We start from the raw sequence: 16,334 nt of genomic DNA, 5'->3' as shown, positions 1-16,334 counted from the left end.
TCCTTCGTGGATGATCTATTTGGAAAATACGCGGATATTGCGGCGTTTGTCTGGTAACATACGCGCAATGGCGGGGCCCTGTCAGGCCGGCGTCACATTGTCGCCGCGGCCAGGGCGGCGATCGCCGGGCCGTGCAGCCAGATCACGCCTGCGCCCACCGCCAGGCCCAGCGCCCCGAAGGTCGCGTCGTGCAGCGGGTCCCAGGCCCCGGCCCGCCGCGACAGCCAGACCTCGCCCGGATAGATCAGCACCCCCGCGACACCCTGCCCGACGATCGCCCCCGGCAGGCCGGCCAGCTCCAGCCCCAGCGCGACGGCGCCCAGGACCGCCACGGCGCGGCCCGCCATGAGCAGGCAGAAGCTGCGGCTGTCGCCGCGCGCCAGCGCCGCGGGGTCGTAGGTCAGGGTCAGGATGTGCGGGATCCACATCACCGCCATGAGCACCGTCACCGGGCCCGCGTCGGCGTAGCGGTCGTCATAAAGCAGCCCCACCACCTCGATCCCGATCACGCCGAGGAGCGCCACCAGCGCGATCAGCCCGCCGCTGACCAGCGCCCGCATCCGGCGCAGCTTGAGGAAATTGTCGCGGCTCTCGGCGGGTGGCGCCTCGCGGTAGATCGGGATCAGCACCTTCCCGGCGACCATCTTGCCCAGCATCATCGGGAAGGAGGCCAGGAAGTAGCCGATGTTGTAGACCCCGAAGGCCCCGAGCGCGAGCGCCCGGCCGATCAGGATGCGGTCGCCCTGGGCGGTCAGGAAGCCGAAGATCGTCGACAGGAAGATCCACTTGCCGAAGCTGGTCAGCTCGCGCGCCGCCGAGGCGTTCCAGCGCAGCCGCTCGCGGTGGCCGGGCAGGTAGCGCCAGTTCAGCCAGACATGCGCCACGGCGCCGATGATGCCGCTGATCGCCAGCGCCCAGACCGAGCCCGTCACCCAGGCCAGCGCGATGCCCGCGACAAGCCCCAGCACCTGGCCCGCCAGCTCCAGCCCCGCGACCCGCCCGATCAGGAGATGCCGGTGGGCGGTGGCGCTGCGCATCGGCGTGAAGCCCAGGACGACCAGCGAGAAGGCCGCGACCGGCAGGAGCCAGGTCAGCAGCGCCGCGTCGAAGACCAGGGCGAGCGGCCAGGCCAGGAGGCAGGCCGCCCCCCACAGCAGCACCCCCCGGATCGCCTGGATGGTGAAGGCGGTGTCGAGAAAGCGCGGATCCTCGCCACGCTTGCTTTGCATGACCGATTGCAAGACGCCGGTGTCGGAGAAATTCGCCAGCCCCTGCATGATCACCGCGACCAGCGCCATCAGGCCGAAGGCCTCGGGGAAAAGCAGCCGCGTCAAGACCAGGTTGCCGCCGAGCCGGATCACCTGGCTCGCCATGAAGGCCCCGGTGGTCCAGATCGAGGAGCGCAGCGCCCGCGCGCCGAGCGAGCTGCCGCGCAGCCGGGTCAGGCCGAAGACATTCATCGCCCGCGACTCCAGCCCTGCCCCGGGTTCAGCCGCGCCAGCAGCGCCACGCTGGAATAGACCGCGAAGGCCACGGGGTCGCCCAGCGCCAGCCGCAGCTTGCGGTGCAGGGGAAAGGGCCGGTGATCGTCGTTCCGCGCGCGCTCGGGCCAGCGGGTATGCACCTCGGCGACGCCCCGGTTCTGCCGGGCGCGCACCCGCACCAGCGCCGGGAAGCCCGCCACCACCGGCCAGTCGTAGGGCGCGGCGACCGCCCGGCGTTCCCCCGGCGCGAAGCTCAGCCGCGCGAAGGTGTCGTCCGAGATAATCTCCGGGAAGGTGTCCCAGCGCGCGCGGCCCGCGGCGTTGACCGCGAAAAGCCCGCAGCCCGGCACCGTCTCGGCCATGAAGGGCACCTGCGCCCAGTAGCGCGCATAGGCCCGGCTGGCGAAGCTCTCGGGCGCGGTGATCCGCAGCCGCCCCGAGACGAAGCGCGGCGCCGAGGTGTCGAGCGCCCGGGCCACCGCCTCCAGAAGGTCCGGCGCCACGGTCACATCGGCGTCGAGGTAAAGCCGCGCTTGCGCCTCGGCCACGGCGTCCCCGGCGTTCAGAGCGGCGGGTTTGCCGAGGCTTTCGGCCTCCAGCACCCGGCAGCGCCAGCCGCGGGCCTCGAGCGCCGCGCCGGCCCCGCGCGCCACCTCGGCGGTGCCGTCGGTAGAGCCGTTCTCGACCACGATGACCTCGGGCGGCTCGGGCAGGTGCCAGCTCGACCCGGCGAGCGCGGCGAGGCACGCGCCGATGCGCCCGGCCTCGTTCGAGGCGGGCACGATGACGCTGAGCCTGGCTGCCGTGTCTGTCATCCGCTCCGCCCGGGGCCCTGCCGGGCGCCCGCCTGCCTCCTGTTGCGCCAGAGCATGCCCGCGCCTCAGGGCAGCGGCAAGCTCTCGCCCGGCTCCGCCTCGAAGCTCAGCCGCTCGATCCCGGTCAGCGTGACCCGCCGCCAGCCCGCCGTGGCCAGCGTGCGGCCCGCGGCGTCCTCGGTCAGCGCGTAATCGGCCCGTGCGCCGGGCAGCCGCGCCTCGTCCATGCCGGGCCCGCCGTGCAGAAGGTCCGCCCCGCCGCCCGAGATCAGCAGGTCGTCGCCCGGCCCGCCGAGCAGCACATCCTCTTCGGAGGAGCCGCGCATCTCGTCGTCGCCCGCGCTGCCCGCCGCCAGCGCGCCATCGGCGAAGACCGAGGCCGGGCGCGCGTCGGGCAAGGGCCCGGCGGCGTTATAGGCGCCCAGCGCCTCCCAGCGCGGGCTTGTGTCGCCGAGGAACCGCAGGTGGCCCCAGATGCCCCAGCGCGAGGGCGCGCCGACGTCCACGAAGGCGTTGAAGAGCACCCCGCCCGAGGCCGCCCAACCCGAGAGCAGCCGGGTATAGAGCCCGGCCAGCGGCTCGGACTGGCCAAAGCCCGCGAGGAACTCGGCGATGCGCTCCTCGTCCGGGCCGGTGCCCGCGGCAACCAGATGCGCGCCGCCTTCATACATGATGAGGTCGAGCCCCGCCTCGGCGGCGACCGCGGCGTGATAGGGAAAGACCTCCTCGGTCAGAAGGTCGATGCCCGGCTCCAGCATCTTTGCGAAGACCGGGTAGGCGGCCTCGAACCGTGTGGCGCGGATATGCTCGCGCAGGGCGACGCGGGCGAGCCCCTCGGCTTCACCCGCCGCGCGGGCCTCGGCCTCGGCGGCGTCGAGCACGCGGGAGAGGTCGGACCAGATGTCCTTCTTGGCGCCATGCGGGAAATAGCCGGTCACCGCATAGGCGTCGAAGCTGTCCCGCGGCATCCGCCCGAGCGTCAGATAGGCCAGCGGCGCGGTCAGCGCCCGGGCCTCGCGGCCCATCCAGCCGGTCTGGGTGGCGAAGACCCGGACCAGCCGGGTCGCGCGCTCGGGCCCGTAGACCTCAGCAAAGATGTCCATGACCTGGGCCGCGCGCAGGCCGTAATACTGCATCTTCAGGTCCTCGCCCGGCCCCCAGAGGTCGCGGGCCCGCGCCTCGGCCCAGCGCGCCTGTTCGAAGATCTCGTTCCAGACCTCGTTGGAATATTCCACATGCGCCTTGAGCCGCGGATCGAGCCCGTCGCGCAGCATCTCGGCCATGGCGCGGACATAGCCGTCCGAGGCGCCATGGGGCACGTTCACCCAAGGATCGGCGCCGACCTCGTTCGCCAGCCGGATCAGCACCTCGAGCGGCACGCCCCAGGGCATGTAGCTGGCATCGCCGGGGCGCGGGCGGTCGTCCCAGTCGGTCAGGGTGGAATCATTGGTGGCCTGCCAGTCCATGAAGCGCAGCACCCGCATCGCGGAGACCTCGGAAAGCCAGGCGGGGTTGAACATCGCCCCGGCCTCGATCAGCGCGGCGTGTTCCTCGCGGTAGACCTTTATGTCGCGGATCGGGTCCTCGGGATCGAGCGCCGAGATCGAGACGCCGACGGCCCCCGGCCCCGGCTCGTAGAAGAAGCGCAGCCGCCCGGGCGCGCTGTCGTCGACCCGGCGGGCGCGACCGGTCAGGGTGATCTCGCCCCGGCCGGCGTGGGTCAGGATGTAATAGCCGCGCTGGCCCGTGGCCTCCTCGGGCTGGTCGGTGAGGATCAGCGCCTCCAGCCGCTCGGCCCGGTCCGGCAGGGAGACCGGCCAGCCCGCGGCGTCGATATGGCCGCCCGCGCGCAGCTCCTCGGCCTCGATCCCGCCCCATTGGCCGGGCAGATGGCCGATCCAGGCGCGCGAGGTCTTGAAGATGTCGACGAAGGGATGCTGGCTCGACCAGTCGGTGACGCCGTTGAGCCCGAGCGCCAGCGCGGGCGCGCCGCCCGTCGCGGGCCCGGCGGCAGCGGGCTCGGGGTCGGCCTGGGCCAGGCGCCGGGCCTCGGGCGCAGGCGCGGGTGCTTCGGCCCCGGGCACTGCGCCGCCCTCGGGGCCGCGCAGGGCCGCGCCCGCGGGCAGGGCCAGAAGGACAAGGCAGGCGGCGAGGCAGGAACGCAAGGACAGGAACAAGGCGGGGCTCCGCAGGGCACTGAAACCGGAGCGAGTGTAGGCGGATCGCCGCCGCGGCTGCAATCCGCGCCGGGACATTCCCCGCCCGGGTCTGGCACAGGCTGGGTCTGGCAAGGGGGCCGCGGGCCCGGGGGCGACGATAAAGCGCGCGTTACCAGGGCCCGTGCTCTGTTGTATGCAAGGCCCATGCGTAATACTTTCGGCTGATGGAACCTTCGCCCCTCGGCATCGCCCGTCCGAAATCCCTGACCGAACTCGTGACCGAGCGCCTGCGCGCGCGGATCATTTCCGGTGAGCTGGAGCTGGGGCAGAAGCTCTCCGAGGCGCGGATCGCCAAGCAGATGGAGGTCAGCCGCACCCCGGTGCGCGAGGCGGTGAACCGGCTCGAGAGCGAGGGCCTTCTGCGCGTCGAGGCGCAGCGCGGCTGTTTCGTCTTCGAGGTCGGCCCGGACGAGCTGGGCCAGCTCTGCGATGCCCGCGTCTGCATCGAGACCCAGGCCCTGCAGGTGGCGCTGCGCACCGATCCGCGCGGGCTGCACACCGCGCTTTCGGCCTGCGTCGAGGACATGCGCCGCGCCCGCGCCGGGGAGGACACCTCGGCCTATCTCGCCTTCGACACGGATTTTCACGACCTGCTGGTCGCGGGCTCGAAGAATCCCTTCCTGATCCGCGCCTATGCGGCGATCAGCCCGAAGATGGCGGCCCTGCGCAACCGGCTCGGGCGGCACATCGACCACATGGCAAAATCCTTCGAGGAACATGTGATCATCTCGGACTGCGTGCGCCGCGGCGACGCCGAGACCGGGCTCGAGGTGCTGGTCGACCACATCGGCCGCAAGGAAGGCACCTACTGGGAGCTCTTCCACCGCAAGACCCTGCGCGAGGCGAACGACAAGGGCTGAGCGCCGCCCCTACCCCCGGTCGGTGCTCGACCGCGGGATCAGCTTCCACTGCAGATCGGTGACATCCGGCCCGGCCTCTTCGCCGGCGAGCCGGGCCAGCACCTTGCGCACCGCGGTCTCGCCGGTCTCGCGGCGAAAGGTGCGCACGCTGGTGATCGTGGGATGGGCCGCGGACATGACCTCGAGGTCGTTGAAGCCGCAGATGCCGACCTCGGGGCCGACCTTGAGGCCCGCGCGCTGCGCGGCGAACTGCGCGCCCAGCGCCAGGTCGTCGTTGTTGCAGAAGACCGCGTCGGTCTCGGGGAAGCGCTCGCGCAGGCGGTCGAAGAGCACCCCGCCGAGGCGCACGCTGGAGGGCTCGGTGGTGGTCAGCTCGCGGGCGGGCGCGGCGCCTTCAGGTGAGGCCGCCGCCAGGGCCGCGCGGAAGCCCGCGTGGCGCCGCTCGGACCGCGGGTCCATGCGCGCCCCCAGGAAGGCGGGCGCGCGGTAGCCCTGGGCCAGCAGGTGTTCCGTGGCCGCCTGCGCCGCGTCGCGGTGGGAAAAGCCGACCAGCATGTCGACCGGGTCCTCGCCCAGCTCCATGATCTGCACCACCGGGCATTCCGCCTGCGCCAGCATCGCCCGCGAGGCCGGGGTCTGGTCGATGCCCGCCACGATCAGCCCCGCCGGCCGCTGGCTGAGGAAGATGCGGATCAGCTCTTCCTCGACCTCGGCGCGGTAGCGGGTATTGCCGAGCTGCACGTTGAAGGCGGTCCCGCCAACGGTGTCGTAGAGCCCGGCCAGCACGTCGGAGAAGACGTTGTTGGTGACCGAGGGGATCAGCACGCCGATCACGTTGCTGCGCCGCGAGGCCAACGCCTGGGCGGCGGGATCGGGCAGGTAGCCCAGGGTCTCGACCGCCGCGGCGATTCGCTGTCGCAGCCCCTCCGAGACCATCTCGGGGCGGCGCAGCGCGCGGCTCACGGTGATCGTGGAGGCGCCGACCTCGCGGGCGACATCCGCCAAGGTCACGCGCCGCCCGGGTTTTCCGGTCTTGTCACTGGGGTGCTTCGGCATGGGAAAGACAATCATTGACGAATGACAGCGCTGTCAATAAGCATCAGACCCATGACAGCGCTGTCATATGCCGTTTGGCAGCGAAAGAGGGAGGGTCAGACGTGCGGCATCTACTGGTCATGGGCATTTGCGGAACGGGCAAGTCGAGCCTTGCCGCGCTCTTGGCGGACCGCATGCAACGCCCGCTGATCGAGGCCGACGACCACCATTCCCCCGAGGCCATCGCCCGGATGGCCAGCGGCGCCGCGCTGAGCGACGACGACCGCTGGTCCTGGCTCGACCGTGTCGGCGCCGCCGCCGCGGCGACCGGCGGGCCGAGCGTCATCGCCTGTTCGGCGCTGAAGGCGGCCTATCGGCAGCGGCTCTCCGAGACGCTCGGGCCGCTCGACGTCGTCTTCCTGCAGGGCGCGCGGGACCTGATCGCCGGCCGCATGGCCGCGCGCGAGGGGCATTACATGCCCGCCAGCCTGATCGACAGCCAGCTGGCCGACCTCGAGCCGCCCCAGGGCGACGGGGTGCTCACCCTCGAGATCACCGAACCGCTCGGCCGGATGGCCGATACGGGCTTCGCTTTCGCCACCCGTTCACGCCGCCCGGCGTGACGGTATTTTTCACTTTGGGAGGAAAACCATGAAAACCCTGACACTTGCCGCAGTCTTCGCCATGGGCGCATCGAGCCTGGCCATGGCCCAGGAGATGACCCTGCGCTTCCAGTCCTCGGACCCCGCGGGCAACCCCAACTTCCAGCTTCAGCAGAAGTGGGCCGAGAGCGTCTCGGAGAAGACCGACGGCGCCATCGAGGTCGAGCTGCTGCCGGTGGAATCCATCGTCGCGCACAACGAGACGCAGGACGCCATCGCCGCCGGGATCCTCGACGGCCATGTCACCGACACCTCGTATTTCGCCGGCAAGGACCCGGCCTTCGGCCTGATCGCCAACCCGGTGGGCGCCTATGGCGACCCGCAGGAAATGCTGACCTTCATGTATGAAGGCGGCGGCAAGGAGCTGATGAACGAGCTGGTGAACCCCTATGGTCTGCAGTTCATCGGCGCCACCACCCCGGGCCTCGAGGCCTTCGTCTCGAAGGTGCCGCTCGAGGGTGTGGACGACCTGCAGGGCCTGAAGATGCGCGCCCCCGAGGGCCTCGTGCAGCAGGTCTTCGCGGCCGCCGGCGCGGCGCCGGTGAACCTGCCCGGCTCCGAGGTCTTCACCTCGCTCGACAAGGGCGTGATCGACGCGGCGGATTACACCGTCTTCTCGACCAACCAGGCGCAGGGCATGCATGACGTCGCCCCGCACCCGGTCTACCCGGGCTTCCACTCCATGCCGCTCGTCGAGATCTCGATGAACAAGCAGAAGTGGGACAACCTCTCCGAAGAGCACCAGCAGGCGCTGTCGGAGTCGGTCCAGGAGTTCTCGCAGATGCAGGTCGCAACCCTGCGCGAGGCCGATGAGGCCGCGGTGGCCGAGGCCAAGGCCGGCGGCGAGGTGACCGTGCACGACTGGCCCGCCGAAGAGCGCGCCAAGTTCCGCCAGATCGCCCAGGGCGAATGGGAGAAGGTCGCCGAGCGCTCGGAGAACGCCCAGAAGGTCTACGACGCGCTGACCGCCTACCTGGCCGAAGAAGGCCTGATGTAAGTTCATACCCAGGCAAGGGGCCGGCTCCGCATCGGGGCCGGCCTTTGCAGTTGAGGAGGGTATCGCATGACCACCCAGAAGGACGATCAAGACCATCCCGGCGCCGACACCGGCCACCGCGACGAGGGCGGGCCGATCCCCGAGGCGGGGCTGCTCGGGCGGATGATCTCAAGGGGCGGCATCGTCTTTGCCGCGGGCATCGTGATCGCGATGCTGATCCTCATCCAGGAAGTGGTGCTGCGCTACTTCTTCAACAATCCCACCACCTGGGCGCATGAGACGACGATCTTCCTGTCCGGCGTGGCCTTCGTCTACGGCGGGCTCTATTGCGTCGCCCGCGACAGCCACATCCGCGTGGTGCTGATCTACGACGCCATTCCCGCCCGCGCCCGGCGCTGGCTCGACGTGGCGATCTCGGCGGTCTGCGCGCTGGCCTCGACGATGTTCGCCTATGCCGCCTGGATCATGGTCAGCCGCGCCGCCTTCACGCCCTCGGGCGAGTTCCGGCTGGAGCGCTCGGGCAGCGCCTGGGACCCGGTCTATCCCGGCCTGATGAAGGTTTTCCTGCTCGCCGTGCTCGCGGTGATGGCGCTGCAGTTCCTGATCCTCACCGTGAATTACGCCAGGGGGAAGCGCTGAGATGGAGCTTTTCGGATCTCTCCAGGGGCTGGGCGTCGAGACCGCCACCTACCTGATGTTCGGCATGCTGCTGGTGCTTCTGGTCACCGGCATCCCGCTGGCTTTCGTGACCCTGCTCGTTGCGCTGATCTTCGCGCTCGGCTGGTTCGGGCCCATGGCGGTGCCGCTGATCACCAGCCGGGTCTATTCCTTCGTCTCGAGCTTCGTCTTCGTCTCGGTGCCGATGTTCGTGCTGATGGCAGCGATCCTCGACCGATCGGGCATCGCCCGCGACCTCTTCGACGCGATGAAGCTCGTCGGCGGGCGGCTGCGCGGCGGTGTGGCGATCCAGACCATCATCGTCGCGGTGATCCTGGCCGCCATGTCCGGCATCATCGGCGGCGAGATCGTGCTCCTGGGCCTCATCGCGCTGCCGCAGATGCTGCGGCTCGGCTACGACCGCAACCTCGCGATCGGCGTGGTCTGCGCGGGCGGGGCGCTCGGCACCATGGTGCCGCCCTCGATCGTGCTGATCATCTACGGCCTAACCGCCAATGTCTCGATCGGCGACCTGTTCACCGCCTCCTTCCTGCCGGGGCTGATGCTGGCCGGCTTCTACGTGACCTACGTGCTGGTCCGGGCCTATCTGAACCCCGCCATCGCGCCGGCCATGCCCGCCGACGACGACACGCCGCTGTCGGAGAAGCTCAAGCTCCTGCGCGGGCTGATCCTGCCGATCCTCGTGGTGATCGGGGTGCTTGGCTCGATCTACGGCGGCATCGCCAGCGTGACCGAGGCCTCCGCGGTGGGCGTCCTGGGCGTCATGGTCTCGACCATGCTGCGCGGCGAATTCACGCTGGAGCTGCTGCGCGGCGCGGCCATGCAGACCCTGCGCACCGTCGGCATGATCGTCTGGATCGGCATCGGCGCCTCGGCGCTGGTCGGGGTCTTCAACCTGATGGGCGGGCTCGACTTCATCCAGTCGCTGGTCACCAACATCTCGGACAACCGGCTTTACGTGCTGCTCTTCATGATGGCGATCCTGTTCCTCCTGGGGATGTTCCTCGACTGGGTGGGCATCGCGCTTCTGGCCATGCCGGTCTTCGTGCCGATCATCACCGACCTGGGCTATGACCCGGTGTGGTTCGGGGTGCTGTTCTGCATGAACATGCAGGTGAGCTTCCTCTCTCCGCCCTTCGGCCCGGCGGCCTTCTACCTGAAGTCGGTGGCCCCGCCGGAGATCAGCCTGGGCGAGATCTTCAAGTCGCTCCTGCCCTTCATCTGCCTGCAGATCCTGGCGCTGGCGATGCTGATCGCCTTCCCGGGCATCACCGGCCGGTAAGGGTAGCCCTGGCGCCGCGGCGCAGGGTTCGGAATGAAAAACGCGGCGCCCCGGGACCCCGGAGCGCCGCGTTTCCTTTCTGGGGGGGCCGGGCCCGCAGGCCCGCCCTCAGTCGTAGCTCAGAAGCCCCGCCTTGCCGCGGAAGATCGTGTAGGCCAGCGCCGTGTAACCCAGGATCACCGGCAGCACGAAAACCGTGCCGGCGAGGATGATCGCCAGGCTCTCGGGCGCGGCGGCGGCCTCGTAGATCGTCAGCTGGTCCGGCACCACGTAGGGATAGAAGGAATAGGCAAGCCCCACGAAGGCCAGACAGAAAAGCGCCACCGTCGCCACGAAGGGGAACCAGGCCCAGCTGTCGTCCGAGGTCGGCAGCCGCCGCAGCGCCAGCACAAGGAGTGCGGCGATCAGCGCGAAGCCCAGCGGCATGGGTGCGAGCAGCACGATCTCCGGGAAGGAGAACCACTTCTCGAAGATCCGCGCCGAGGCGATGGGCGAGGCGATGGAGACCGCCGCCAACCCGCCAAGCAGCCCCCAGATGCCGCCCCGCGCCCAGGCCACGGCCTTTTTCTGCAGCGCCCCCTCGGCCTTGTAGATCAGCCAGGTCGCCCCGATGAAGCTATAGGCCACGGTCAGGAAGACCGCCGTCAGCGCCGCGAAGGCCCAGGTCAGCGGGCCGGGCGCCAGGCCCAGGACGTAGGCGCCGAGCATGTAGCCCTGCGAGAGCGAGGCCAGGGCCGAGCCCGCGAAGAAGGCCCAGTCCCAGTTGCGCTTCTGGGTAATCGGCGCCTTGACGCGGAACTCGAAGGCCACCCCGCGCAGGATCAGCCCGACCAGCATGACCGCCACCGGCAGGTAAAGCGTCGAGAGGATCTGCCCGTGGGCGGTCGGGAAGGCCACCAGGAGAAGCCCGATGGCCAGCACCAGCCAGGTCTCGTTGGCGTCCCAGAACGGGCCGATCGAGGCGACCATGCGGTCGCGCTCACTCTCGGTGGCCAGGGGCGAGAGCAGCCCCACCCCCAGGTCGAAGCCGTCGAGCACCACGTAGATCAGGATCGACAGCCCCATCAGCGCCGCGAAGGTCGCCGGCAGCCAGAGGGTGGGATCGCCAAAGAGCGTCATCATCGCAGGGCCTCCTTATTCGGCGGGTTGCAGGCTGGGGGCGGCGGGCCGCTCCGGGGTCTGGTCCTTGCCGGCGGTCTTCCGCGCGAGGTGGAAGAGCGCGCCGACATAGGCCAGCGTCAAGACCAGGTAGATCGCCAGATAGACCAGCAGCGTCGAGACGACCATGCCGGGGGCGACATCGGCGACCGCGGCCTCGGTGGGCAGCACCCCGGTCACCAGCCAGGGCTGACGGCCGATCTCGGTCACATACCAGCCCGCGAGCGTGGCGAGCCAGCCCGAGAAGGTCATGGCGAGCGCCGCCCAGATCACCGGCTTCGGCAGCCCGTCGAGCCCGCGCCGGGTCTCGAGCCAGCCGCCGGTCGCGCCCGGCCGCCGCCGCGCCATGAGCGCCAGCGCGCCCCAGGTCAGCGCCAGCATGGCGAAGCCCGTGCCGACCATGACCCGGAAGCCGTAGAAGACCGGGGCCACGCGCGGGTGCAGCACCTCGCCCTCCTCGGTGACGAAGTCGTTGAGGCCGGGCACCACGCCGTCGGCGCTGTGCTTGAGGATCAGGCTCGCGCCGTTGGGGATGCCGATCTCGAAGTCGTTCGAGCGGGTCTCCTCGTTCGGGATCGCGAAGAGCACCAGCGGCACGTTCGGGCCGGTCTCCCAGTTGCCCTCCATGGCGGCGACCTTGGCCGGCTGATGCTCGAGCGTGTTGAGCCCGTGCAGGTCGCCCGCCAGGATCTGCAGCGGAATGAGCGCCGCGCCGGTGATCAGACCCGTGCGCAGGGTGGTGCGCACCTCCGCGCCGCGGTCGCCGATGATCCAGCGGAAGGCCGAGATGCCGGCGATCAGGAAGGCCACGGTCAGGCCCGAGGCCAGGAGCATGTGCACCAGCCGGTAGGGCATCGAGGGGTTGAAGATGATCGCCAGCCAGTCGGTGGCATGGGCGACGCCCTCGCGCATCTCGAAGCCGGTGGGCGTGTGCATCCAGGAGTTCAGCACGATGATCCAGAAGGCCGACATGGTGGTGCCGAAGGCCACGAGGAAGGTCGCCGTGGTGTGCACCCAGCCCGGCACCTTGCGGAAGCCGAAGAGCATGATGCCCAGGAAGACCGCCTCGAGGAAGAAGGCCGTCAGCACCTCGTAGGCCAAAAGCGGCCCGGCGATATTGCCGACGCTCTCCATGAAGCCCGGCCAGTTGGTGCCGAACTGGAAGGACATGGTGATGCCCGAGACGACGCCCATCGCGAAGGACAGGGCGAAGACCTTCACCCAGAAGCGGTAGGCGTCCATCCAGCGCTCCTCGCCGGTGGCGTTGAAGCGCAGCTTGAAGAACAGCAGCATCCAGCCCAGCGCGATGGTGATCGTCGGGAACAGGATGTGAAACGAGATATTGGCCGCGAACTGGATTCGCGACAGCAGGAAGGTGTCCATCATGTCAGCGGACCTCCTTGGCCTCCGGACCGTCGGTGCGGCTGCGCAGCGGGATCACGCGGCCGGTGGCGGTCACGAGTTTCGACAGGGTGGAGCCGGCCTTCAGCAGGGTGGCCAGCCGTTCGGTCTCGATCCGGGCCAGATCGTCGTAGAGCGCAGTGAGGCTCTCGATCAGCTCGCGCAGCTCGGTGATGCGGGTGGCCCCGTAGCTGTCGGAGCGGCCGTCCTCGGCGCTTTCGATCTCGAGCTCGCGCAGCTTGGTCAGCGTCGGGTCGATCTCGCGCTTCTTGCGCTCCTCGACCAGGGTGCGGACGATGGCCATCAGGTCCGAGGGCGTGGTGAAGAACTCGCGCCGGTCGTCGTCGCGGTCGGCGCGCTTCACCAGCCGCCAGGCCTGCAGCTCCTTGAGGCCCATCGAGACATTGGATCGCGAAAAGCCCAGCCGCTCGCAGATGTCGTCGGCGCAGAGCGGCTCCTCGCTGATGAAGAGGAGCGCGTAGATCTTGCCCACGGTGCGGTTGATGCCCCAGCGGGAGCCCATTTCACCGAAGTGCAGGATGAATTCTTTTTCGACGCGCCCCATGGCTTTCCTCGATTTCAGAAATTTCTGAAACTCATATAAGGGCTGCGATGTGCCGGTGAAGGCCCGCCCGCCCGGAAGCGACCGGATGCCGCATGGGCCGGTATGTGCGGGGTTCGGCGGGGGTGGGGGTGGTTTTGGGCTGGTGGGAGCGGGGGCTGGCTGTGGGGCGGAGAGGGCTGTGGCGCCGTGCGGCGCGCGGCGGTCATGATTGCCGAACCGGGCTGATAACAGCGGCAGCCTCGCAACCTCCTCCAACGTCGGCGCGTGCTCGCCCGCTGCGTTCTAGCTCGCGCGAAAGGTCGACTTGCCCGCCGGGCCTAGGCCTTCCAGGTAGCAAGGTTCCGCCCACCGGACACGCCCCACGGATAACCTGCGTCCGTAAAGCGCCCCGCCACCCATCCCAGAACACCGCCCCACTCCGCCATCACCCCGCACATCAGAGGGCGCGCGCCGGACCGGGGGCCGGCGCTGCTGACCTCTGAGCTGCGCGCTTTATCCCAGCAAGGTCAGGACTAGGGGTGATCTAAGCACGCCACTCCAAGGAGCGCCGGCCCATCGGGCCGGTCCGGCGCGCGCCCGGCATCTTCGATGCTATTCGGGCGCAGGTTGGGCGTGGGGGTTGGCGGTGGCTCTGGGGTGAAGGGAGACAGGATGGCTGGTTGCCACAAGGCTGTCTCAGGCGGCTAAAACACGGCCCGTCGAAAGCACGTTCGCCGCCCACACACCTCGCGCAGATCGGATCTCGAGCGGTTCGTAGGGCTGAGATGCGGCCAAAAGACAGCGAGAGGCGGGTCGCCCTTGCCCCCCTCACTCCAACGTCAAAATATCCGCGAACCGCGCCTTGGTCGCCTGCCGCAGCGCGTCAGAGATATGCGCGATTCCCGCAGTCTTGCCGGAGGTCCGCCGCCGCACCAGGCCGACCGACCGGTCGAGCCGCCCTCGGCGGAAGCGGCGCACGGCGATGGAGCTGTCGCGGCCCTCGACCTCGGAGCGGACGTAGAGCATCGGCAGGAAACTCGCACCCATGCCCATGGCCACCATCTGCCGCAGCGCGTCGAGGCTGGTGCCCTCGTAATCCGCCCGGAGCTCGGCCCCGAGCTCGCGGCAAAGCGCGCTGATCTGGCCGTGCAGCACATAGGCCGGGCCTAGCCCCAGGATCACCAGCCCGGAAAGGTCCGCCTCGCCCAGCTCCTCCTTCGCGGCGAGCGGATGATCGGCGGGCAGCGCCAGCGCCAGGGGCTCGCGGAACAGCCGTTCGGTGACGAAGCTCTCGCCGCTCACCGGCAGCTGGGTCAGGATCACGTCGTGCCGCCCGTGGTCGAGCTCGACCTCCAGGTCGCGCGGCGCGGCCTCGCGGATATAGAGCTTCAGCTCCGGATAGGCCTCGTGCAGCGCGCCGACCACATGCGGCAGGAGATAGGGCCCAAGCGTCGGCGTGGTGCCGAGCCGCAGCGTGCCCGACTGCCCCGAGCGCAGGCTGTCCGAGAGATCGAGGATACCCTGCATCTCGGCCACCACCTCGCGGGCGCGCAGCGTGATCTCGCGGCCCTCGGGGGTCAGCCGGAAGGGCCCGCGCCCGCGCTCGTAAAGCTTCAACTGCAGCGCCTCCTCGAGGTTGGCGATCTGCACGCTGAGCGAGGGCTGGGCGATGCCCATGCGCTCGGCCGCGCGGCCGAAATGGCCGGTCTCGGAAAGCGCCAGAAGGTAGCGCAGCTGGCGCAGGCTCGGGGGGCGGGGCATGGGCATCTCACGCAGGGATCGAAAGTAGATAGGAAAAAACTATCAAACTTTCAATTTCCATTATCTTCTTACAGGCCGCGCCGACCCCCAATTCATCCCTGTGGCCGCCGGATCCCCGACCGCCCTGCCCCGGCATCGCCCCGGCCCCGCGACCAAAGAGACGTCAACACGGAGGACCCGATGACCGCCCGCCCCCTCACCCGACCCCGCTCGCTCGATGCGCGCGCCTTCGCCCTGACCGAGCGCAAGCGCCGCCTCGATGCCGAGATCGACGCCGAGATGGCCCGCCCGCTGCCCTGCACGCTGCGGTTGGGCCGGATGAAGCGCGCGAAACTGCGGCTGAAGGACGAGCTGTCGCTGCTCGATGGCGTGATGGCGACCCTGCATCGCGCCACAAGCGTCGCCCGGCCCGCCTGAGGGCCGGAGAGATACCCCGGCACGATGCGGCGCGCGTCGGGGCCAGGCGGCCTGCACCACCGCTCCCCGGTGTGCAGGTCGCCTATTTGTTCGGGCCCCCTGAGTGGTCCGCCGCACGGTCCGCCGCCAAGTCCGCGGTCTCGCCCCCGGGAATGAGCCGCTCCAGCATCGGATGCGGGAAGCTGCGCGGGGCGACCACGGCGTAGAAGCTCTCGACGATGTCGAGCGCGAAGGGCGCCCGCGCCAGCACCCCCTGTTCCAGCTCGTCGGCCACGACCACCGCCGGCGTGATCGCCAGCCCCAGGTCGTCGCGCGCCAGAAGCCGGACCATGGCCATGTCGTCGACCACCGCGGCGATCTTCGGGGTGATCCCCAGCCGCGCCACCAGGCTGTCGAAGCCGGTGCGGATCGAGCTTTCGGTGGGCAGGATCATCGGCTCCTCGGTCAGAAGCTCGGCCAGCGAGCCGTGCCGCAGCCGCGCCGGTGCGCCGTGGATCGCCACCGGCTGATCGGCGATGCGGTGCGAGACCAGATCGGGAAAGCTCTCGCGCGGCGGCGGGCTGGTCAGCAGCACGAGGTCGAGCGCCAGGTCCTCGAGCGCGCGCAGCAGCGTCTGGGTGTTGCCCGAGCTCAGCACGATGCCCGCCCCGCCGGTGTCGCCCGGCCCCAGCACCGGCCGCAGGAACCGCAGCTGGAAGTTCCGCGACAGGGTCGAAAGCGCGCCCACCCGCAGCGGCGCCACCGGCCCGCCGCTGCGCGCCAGCGTGGCGATCAGATCCTCGCCCACGCCGAAGATCCGCTCCGCATGATCCAGCGCGATGCGCCCGGCCTCGGTCAGGCTCATGCGCCGTCCCGACCGGTCGAAAAGGTCATGGCCCAGCCGCTCTTCCAGCTGCCGGATCTGGGTCGAAAGCGCCGATTGCGAGAGGTTCAGCCGCTCCGCCGCGCGGGTCAGATTGCCCTCGAGGGCGACCTCCTGGAAATAGCGCAGGTGATGGTAGTTCAGCCGCATGAGTTCTAT

The 16,334-nt window shown here is 69.8% G+C and carries 15 protein-coding genes; 6 read left to right on the top strand and 9 right to left on the bottom strand.

From position 1 onward, the window contains the following. Positions 1 to 92 precede the first annotated feature (92 nt). The 3 genes from LR948_RS08635 to LR948_RS08625 all read right to left on the bottom strand — a co-directional run bounded on the left by LR948_RS08635 (position 93) and on the right by LR948_RS08625 (position 4,476). Positions 93 to 1,460 (bottom strand): oligosaccharide flippase family protein, encoded by a 1,368-nt coding sequence (locus tag LR948_RS08635; protein ID WP_232753601.1) that lies wholly within the window; start codon positions 1,458 to 1,460, stop codon positions 93 to 95. Then, a complete protein-coding gene (locus LR948_RS08630; protein ID WP_232753600.1) occupies positions 1,457 to 2,299 on the bottom strand; it encodes a glycosyltransferase in 843 nt (280 codons plus the stop codon). The genes LR948_RS08635 and LR948_RS08630 overlap by 4 nt, the downstream gene beginning before the upstream one ends. Before the next feature lie 65 nt (positions 2,300 to 2,364). Next, the gene (locus LR948_RS08625; RefSeq protein ID WP_232753599.1) at positions 2,365 to 4,476 is read right to left on the bottom strand and encodes a hypothetical protein; all 2,112 of its coding nucleotides are present in this window, start codon (positions 4,474 to 4,476) and stop codon (positions 2,365 to 2,367) included. A gap of 206 nt (positions 4,477 to 4,682) precedes the next feature. Between LR948_RS08625 and LR948_RS08620 the strand changes: the two genes are divergently transcribed. Then, positions 4,683 to 5,378 (top strand): GntR family transcriptional regulator, encoded by a 696-nt coding sequence (locus LR948_RS08620; RefSeq protein ID WP_232753598.1) that lies wholly within the window; start codon positions 4,683 to 4,685, stop codon positions 5,376 to 5,378. Between the two features lie 9 nt (positions 5,379 to 5,387). Here LR948_RS08620 and LR948_RS08615 read toward each other — a convergent pair whose 3' ends face one another. Beyond that, entirely contained in the window at positions 5,388 to 6,434 is a 1,047-nt protein-coding gene (locus LR948_RS08615) for a LacI family DNA-binding transcriptional regulator (RefSeq protein ID WP_232753597.1), read from the bottom strand. Positions 6,435 to 6,535: 101 nt separating this feature from the next. Between LR948_RS08615 and LR948_RS08610 the strand changes: the two genes are divergently transcribed. From LR948_RS08610 to LR948_RS08595, 4 genes are all read left to right on the top strand, one after another. Beyond that, the gene (locus LR948_RS08610; RefSeq protein ID WP_232753596.1) at positions 6,536 to 7,036 is read left to right on the top strand and encodes a gluconokinase, GntK/IdnK-type; all 501 of its coding nucleotides are present in this window, start codon (positions 6,536 to 6,538) and stop codon (positions 7,034 to 7,036) included. Positions 7,037 to 7,064: 28 nt separating this feature from the next. Continuing rightward, the gene (locus LR948_RS08605; RefSeq protein ID WP_232753595.1) at positions 7,065 to 8,072 is read left to right on the top strand and encodes a TRAP transporter substrate-binding protein; all 1,008 of its coding nucleotides are present in this window, start codon (positions 7,065 to 7,067) and stop codon (positions 8,070 to 8,072) included. A 66-nt stretch (positions 8,073 to 8,138) separates the two neighbouring features. After that, on the top strand, positions 8,139 to 8,711 hold the full coding sequence (locus LR948_RS08600; RefSeq protein ID WP_232753594.1) for a TRAP transporter small permease subunit: 573 nt from the start codon (positions 8,139 to 8,141) through the stop codon (positions 8,709 to 8,711). A 1-nt stretch (position 8,712) separates the two neighbouring features. After that, positions 8,713 to 10,032, top strand: a complete 1,320-nt coding sequence (locus tag LR948_RS08595; RefSeq protein ID WP_232753593.1) for a TRAP transporter large permease subunit — start codon at positions 8,713 to 8,715, stop codon at positions 10,030 to 10,032. A 108-nt stretch (positions 10,033 to 10,140) separates the two neighbouring features. On the opposite strand, the gene LR948_RS08590 is transcribed toward LR948_RS08595, so the two are convergent. The 4 genes from LR948_RS08590 to LR948_RS08575 all read right to left on the bottom strand — a co-directional run bounded on the left by LR948_RS08590 (position 10,141) and on the right by LR948_RS08575 (position 14,896). Then, positions 10,141 to 11,151 carry a cytochrome d ubiquinol oxidase subunit II gene (locus LR948_RS08590; protein ID WP_232753901.1) on the bottom strand — a complete coding sequence of 337 codons (1,011 nt, stop codon included), beginning with the start codon at positions 11,149 to 11,151 and terminating at the stop codon, positions 10,141 to 10,143. A 15-nt stretch (positions 11,152 to 11,166) separates the two neighbouring features. Further along, entirely contained in the window at positions 11,167 to 12,576 is a 1,410-nt protein-coding gene (locus tag LR948_RS08585; RefSeq protein ID WP_232753592.1) for a cytochrome ubiquinol oxidase subunit I, read from the bottom strand. Position 12,577: 1 nt separating this feature from the next. After that, entirely contained in the window at positions 12,578 to 13,156 is a 579-nt protein-coding gene (locus tag LR948_RS08580) for a GbsR/MarR family transcriptional regulator (RefSeq protein ID WP_232753591.1), read from the bottom strand. 807 nt (positions 13,157 to 13,963) lie between these two features. Further along, a complete protein-coding gene (locus LR948_RS08575) occupies positions 13,964 to 14,896 on the bottom strand; it encodes a hydrogen peroxide-inducible genes activator (protein ID WP_232753590.1) in 933 nt (310 codons plus the stop codon). Positions 14,897 to 15,076: 180 nt separating this feature from the next. Between LR948_RS08575 and LR948_RS08570 the strand changes: the two genes are divergently transcribed. After that, the gene (locus LR948_RS08570) at positions 15,077 to 15,313 is read left to right on the top strand and encodes a YdcH family protein (RefSeq protein WP_232753589.1); all 237 of its coding nucleotides are present in this window, start codon (positions 15,077 to 15,079) and stop codon (positions 15,311 to 15,313) included. Positions 15,314 to 15,395: 82 nt separating this feature from the next. Here the strand turns inward: LR948_RS08570 and LR948_RS08565 are convergent, their stop codons facing one another. Further along, positions 15,396 to 16,325 (bottom strand): LysR family transcriptional regulator, encoded by a 930-nt coding sequence (locus tag LR948_RS08565; protein WP_232753588.1) that lies wholly within the window; start codon positions 16,323 to 16,325, stop codon positions 15,396 to 15,398. Positions 16,326 to 16,334 lie beyond the last annotated feature (9 nt).

The sequence above is a fragment of the Roseivivax sp. GX 12232 genome, from assembly GCF_021272185.1.
GTDB lineage: Bacteria > Pseudomonadota > Alphaproteobacteria > Rhodobacterales > Rhodobacteraceae > Roseivivax.
Note: the sequence above shows the minus strand (reverse complement) of the source record. Positions and strands in the feature narration are given on the sequence as shown.